General features: G+C 54.7%; 2 protein-coding genes. One reads left to right on the top strand and one right to left on the bottom strand.

What is annotated here, in order from left to right; translation table 11 throughout:
* Positions 1-359: 359 nt before the first annotated feature.
* On the bottom strand, positions 360-1,187 hold the full coding sequence (locus TPRIMZ1_RS0115590; protein ID WP_232616850.1) for an Rpn family recombination-promoting nuclease/putative transposase: 828 nt from the start codon (positions 1,185-1,187) through the stop codon (positions 360-362).
* 354 nt (positions 1,188-1,541) lie between these two features.
* On the opposite strand from TPRIMZ1_RS0115590, the gene gltB reads away from it, so the two are divergent.
* Positions 1,542-6,179 (top strand): glutamate synthase large subunit, encoded by a 4,638-nt coding sequence (gene gltB, locus TPRIMZ1_RS0115580; RefSeq protein WP_010262353.1) that lies wholly within the window; start codon positions 1,542-1,544, stop codon positions 6,177-6,179.
* Positions 6,180-6,183 lie beyond the last annotated feature (4 nt).

Below are 6,183 nucleotides of genomic sequence, written 5' to 3'. Positions count from 1 at the left end.
GGTGAAGCCATGCGCTACTGGGTTTTCGAAAGCACACAAATGGTAAGGGGGGGCCTGTCAGGAAGGAAACGTATGGGGCCTCCCAGAGGGTCCCTCCATACGTTTCCTTCCTGACACCCCACTCCGTACTAGTTGTAAGTGTGCTTTCGTGCCTCTTGGGCGCATGGCTTCACCGGGCCGGTTCGCCAAATTATGCTTGACTAAGCGCCAAGCGGTATGCATCGTTATGCGGCAAAGGCCCCCTATGGCCCCCCTAGGAAGTGGAGAACGCACAACAGGCCCCCATACCTCGTATTGTGCGTTCTCGAAACTAAGTTAAGGGGTCCATAGGGGGTAGGGAGGAAAAATAAGCCCTAGGTTTAACTATCTATCCCGGCTTCCTGCAACTTTCGCCTAAGTTCCTGGATTGCACAGTCCTTTTCCGCTAATGCCTGTCGGTTTTCTATCAGTATGGGCTGGTATTTCGCTTCCATTTCCTCCCGGGCCTCCTCCTGCCAAGCTTCCTTTGCCTCGTCCCAGTCCCATTCGCCAAACATCATATTTGTTACCTCCGATCCATATTCTTCTAAAAACCGCGCCAGTATCCGGTTTTTTATGCAATACCGGATCGCCTCAGTTACCGCCTGTTCCAAGGGCATAGCCGCATTTTCCCGTACCTTTGCGACAAACTGCGCGTAGCCCGCCAGATTCTCGCTTCTTCGGAGCAATTCCATGTTCTGTCCATAATTAATATTATACACCGTGACAATCAGGTCAAGGGAGGTTTTTTCACCCGCTTCCAAGCCCGTAAAGGCGTTCGAAAGCCGTAGTTCCCACTTTTCCGGCATTTTTTCCAAACCGTTATAGAGAACGACGAATTCGGGCTTGGGTATCTTCACCAGGGCATTTTTATATATAGCCCGGCGCGCGATTATTTTTTCATAAACCCGGGGAATATACGACAAAAACCGCAGGGGCATGTTCTTGTTGAGGGTAGACTGGTGTTCTATTACGAATACCAGTTTGTCCCCTACGGTAAAGGACAGGTCGTTGATCCGGTCCATGTAGAGAACATCCTCCAGGGTGTTTATGGTTATCGGTATGGCCGGATCATAATCAATACCCTTCAGGGCAGTGTAGAGCTCTCGTAGACTGTCCTCATCGTTAAAGAGTTTCGTAAAAACGCTATCTTTGTACTTGGTATTCACACCCAATTGCTTTCCCTCCTAAAAATTGGGGACCGATCTGTCCCGATTTACCCCCTGTTAGGGGACGGGGAGGAAAAATACTTTAGTATGGAAGGAGAATTTTAAAAAAAATAAAGAGCGGATTTTTAAAAGCCTAAGGATGTTTAAGCCCCTTTTTTACCAGGTATTTTTTCATTTTTTTGTAACCTTATCCTCCTATTTGTGTCTTTTATATTAGAACTCCTCCATATTTTTTTTCGCCGCCGCCGTTTTCCTCCTTTTCGGCGGCGGTTTTTTTTGGCTTTCGTATCGTATATTGCATAAAAACCCGTTTTTTTGTATATTCATGGGAATTGTTTTTTTTAAGGAGCCGTCATGGGCGAACATGAGGAAGGGGCTGATCAGTGTCCCAAGGGTTTGTATCGGAAAGAAGACGAGCATGATGCCTGCGGTATAGGTTTTGTAGCGGATATTAAGGGCCGTGTTTCCCATGATATTTTGAAACGGGGTCTTGAGGTCCTGGAACGGATGGAACACCGGGGTGCGGAAAGCGCGGATAACAAGACCGGCGATGGTTCCGGGGTGCTTTTACAGATACCCCATGATTTCTACAAGGGGTTTATCCCCAATCTTCCCCCTGCGGGAAGCTACGGAACGGGTATGGTGTTTCTCCCCGGCCCGGCGAATGATAAAAAAGCGGAATCAAACCGGTCTACAATCGTTAAGTATATTGAAGAAACCGCTGCCGGCCTGGGTCTAAAGGTCCTGGGGTGGCGGGATGTGCCCACCAATGGCGAGGCTATCGGCGCTATCGCCCGGGCTGCGGAGCCCGTAATACGGCAGATCTTCCTTGGCGGGGGGGCGGATCTGGAATTCGCCCTCTATATCTTCAGAAAGAAGCTGGAAAAACGTATCCGCCTTGATGCATCCCTGGAAAATGCCGGGAACAAGGGCTATATACCCTCCCTTTCCTCCCGAACCATTGTCTACAAGGGTATGCTCATGTCCTCCCAGCTCAAGGATTACTATCCGGAACTCAAGGATGAGCGGATAAAGACTGCGGTGGCCCTGATCCATTCCCGGTTCTCCACCAACACTTTCCCCAACTGGACCCTGGCCCAGCCCTTCCGTATCGTTTCCCACAACGGCGAAATCAACACCGTCCGGGGGAACCGTTTCTGGATGGCCGCCCGGGAAGCCCTGTTTTCCCATCCCCGCTTCGGTGAGGCCCTGAAGGACATACTCCCGGTGATAGAGCCGGACCAGAGCGACTCCGCTAGCTTTGACAATGCCCTGGAATTGCTGGTCATGTCCGGCCGCAGCCTCCCCCATGCCCTGATGATGCTTATCCCCGAATCCTGGAACGATAAGAACCCCATACCCCAGGATTTAAAGGCTTTTTACGAATACCACGCCAGCATTATGGAACCCTGGGACGGCCCTGCCTCCATGGTTTTCTGTGACGGCCGCTTTGTGGGGGGGACCCTGGACCGTAACGGTCTCCGCCCCTCCCGTTACACCATCACCAGGGATGATCTCATCGTCATGGCCTCCGAGACCGGGGTTCAGGACTTTAAACCCGAGGAAGTGGCTTACAAGGGCCGGCTCCGTCCGGGGAAACTCCTCCTGGTAGATATGTCCGAGGGCCGGATCATCCCCGACAACGAAGTGAAACGCCAGGTTTTCCAGGCTAAGCCCTACGCCGACTGGGTGGCCAGACAGGTTATCACCCTGAAGCAGGAACTGGGGGATGGCGGTACGGCGGAAGCCTTTTTAGACCCCGGGGTAGATACCGACGCCAAACTCCTCTATCTGGAAAAGTCCTTTGGCTATTCCCGGGAAGACCGGGAAAAACTGCTTTTGGTTATGGCGGAAACCAGCCAGGAACCCACCGGTTCTATGGGAACCGATACCCCTATCGCAGTTTTCTCCGACCGGAGCCAGCGGGTTTATTCTTATTTCAAGCAAGTTTTTGCCCAGGTAACAAACCCGCCCATAGATTCCATTCGGGAAGACCTGGTGATGACCCTGACCAGTTTTATCGGCCCCCAGAAAAACCTTCTGGACGAAACCGAATCCCACTGCCGGCGGATCAAGGTTATCAACCCCATTATGACCCCTGCGGATCTGGAAACCCTTAAAAAAATCGGCGGTGATTTTAAGTCCCAAACCCTGGACGCCACCTTTGAAGTGAAGGACGGAGTTCCCGGCGCCCTCTTAGCGGCCCTGGAAACCCTTATCGCCCAGGCGGTTGCGGCGGTCAAGGACGGCGTTACCCTGCTGATCCTCTCCGACCGGGCAAGCCTGACCTCCGGTCTAGCCGGAGGCCGCAGTGCTATACCGGCCCTGCTTGCAACCGGGGCGGTACACCACGGCCTTATCGAACGGGGTCTGCGGATGAACCTGTCGATTATTCTGGAATCCGCGGAACCCCGGGAACCTATGCATTTCGCCCTGCTCTTCGGCTACGGCGTGGACCTGGTGGTTCCCTACGGTGCATTGGCTGCCCTTGCCGCCCTTTGCGCCGGTCCCGATGGGAACCGTACCGGGAGTTTTCCCGAGGCGAAGAAGCATTATATCAAGGGCCTTAACAAGGCCATGCTCAAGGTTATGTCCAAAATGGGGACCAGTACCCTCCGGTCCTACCGGGGCGCCCAGATTTTTGAGGCCATCGGGCTTGGCAAAGCGGTGATAGACAAATGTTTCCGGGGCACCCCCAGCCGTATCGGCGGAGCGGGTTTTGCAGAACTGGAAGCGGAAGTTCTGGACCACTACCGGGCAGCCCGGGAATTCCTGGATAAGACCGGGGGTGAACCAAAGGGGGTGGATTATCTCCTCGCCGGCGACGGCCAGTACCGGTGGCGGAAGTACGGGGAACGGCACGCATGGAACCCCGAAACCATCTACCTCCTCCAATGGGCTACCCGTACCGGGAACTATAAAAAATTCAAAGAATTTTCCACCCTGGTGAACAAGTTTAACCAGGCGCCCCATGTTATTCGGGGTCTCCTGGACTTTGCCCCCGGTTCAGCAATTCCCATTGACGAAGTGGAGTCCGTGGAAGAAATAATGAAGCGTTTCACCACCGGGGCCATGTCCTTTGGTTCCATCTCCAAGGAAGCCCACGAAACCATAGCCAAGGCGATGAACTCCATCCACGGTCGTTCCAATTCCGGCGAAGGCGGTGAAAGTCCGGAACGTTTTGCGGTTAAGAGCGATGGTACTTGGCTGCGGAGCGCCATCAAGCAGGTAGCCTCCGCCCGTTTCGGGGTTACCAGCGAGTACCTGGCCAACGCCCAGGAGCTCCAGATTAAGATTGCCCAGGGCGCTAAGCCCGGCGAGGGCGGCCAGCTTCCGGGGCATAAGGTGGACGCCATGATCGCCAAGGTCCGGCACTCCACCGCCGGGGTTACCCTGATTAGTCCGCCCCCTCATCACGATATCTACTCTATAGAAGATTTGGCTGAACTGATCTTCGATCTGAAGAACGCCAACCCCCAGGCCCGGATCAGCGTCAAGCTGGTATCCGAGAGCGGGGTGGGTACCGTTGCCGCCGGGGTCGCCAAGGCCCACGCGGACAACATCCTCATCTCCGGTTACGACGGCGGCACCGGAGCGAGTCCCCAGAGCAGCATCCGCCACGCGGGGCTTCCCTGGGAACTGGGTCTTTCGGAGACCAACCAGGTTCTGGTAAAAAACGGCCTCCGGGGCCGGGTGCGGCTTCAGACCGACGGCCAGCTTAAAACCGGCCGGGATGTGGTGATCGCAGGAATGCTGGGGGCCGAAGAATTCGGTTTTGGTACCTCCACCCTGATCAACATGGGCTGTGTGATGATGCGGAAGTGCCACGAGAATACCTGTCCCATGGGGGTAGCCACCCAGGACCCGGAACTGCGGAAACGCTTTACCGGCAAAAGCGAGTACCTGATCAACTTCTTCCGCTTTATCGCCGAGGAGGTTCGGGAAATCATGGCCTCCCTGGGCATTAGAAAGTTTGATGAACTGGTGGGCCGGTCGGATCTGCTGGTGGAACGGAAGAGTGACAAGGCGAAATCCGCCGGGGTTGACCTTTCGGCCATACTCTACAAACCCGAAGGTCCCTCCTTTATACCCGGTGGTCAGGCGCACAGCTGCGTTGAGGATCAGGTCCACAAGATTGCTACGGTCCTGGACCGGGAGCTTATCGAAAAGTGTTCCTCCGCCCTGGACGGAAAGATCCCCATAGCACTATCCCTGCCGGTACGCAATACCGACCGGGCGGTGGGGACCATGCTTTCCTATGAGGTTTCCAAACGTTTCGGCGGACAGGGGCTTCCGGAAAACTTTATCACCATCGACTTTACGGGATCCGCGGGTCAGAGTTTCGGCGCCTTCCTCGCCAAGGGAATCACCTTCCGCCTGGCCGGGGACGCCAACGACTACCTGGGCAAGGGCCTTTCCGGCGGCCGTATCGTGGTAGCGCCTCCCAAGGGTTCCAGCTTTGAGACCAGCGAGAACATCATTGTGGGTAACACCCTGCTCTACGGCGCTACCTCCGGGGAGTTCTACGCCGCCGGGGTTGCGGGGGAACGTTTCTGCGTACGGAACTCCGGGGCTACCGCGGTTATTGAGGGCGCCGGGGACCATGCGGCGGAGTACATGACCGGCGGCCGGATCATTGTTCTGGGAACCGTGGGCAGAAACTTTGCCGCCGGTATGTCCGGTGGTATCGCCTATGTACTGGACAAAAAGGGTGACTTCGAGTACTTCCTCAACAAAGGTATGGTGGAGCTGTCCGGCCTGGACAACGAAGAGGATGAACATTTTGTCAGGCAGCAGATTGAACAGCATATCTATTGGACCGGTTCGTCCTATGCCAAAAATATTTTTGACAATTGGGGGGAATATAAGCCGAAGTTTGTAAAGGTACTCCCGGTGGAATATAAGATGGCTCTCCAGAAGATGAAACTGGCGGAATTGGACCGGAAACTCTATGATATCCGGGAACGGGAAGAAATTGCGGACCGTGTATAAAAAA

Origin of the sequence: Treponema primitia ZAS-1, from assembly GCF_000297095.1 — a bacterium.
Classification (GTDB): Bacteria; Spirochaetota; Spirochaetia; order Treponematales; family Breznakiellaceae; genus Termitinema; species Termitinema primitia_A.
Note: the sequence above shows the minus strand (reverse complement) of the source record. Positions and strands in the feature narration are given on the sequence as shown.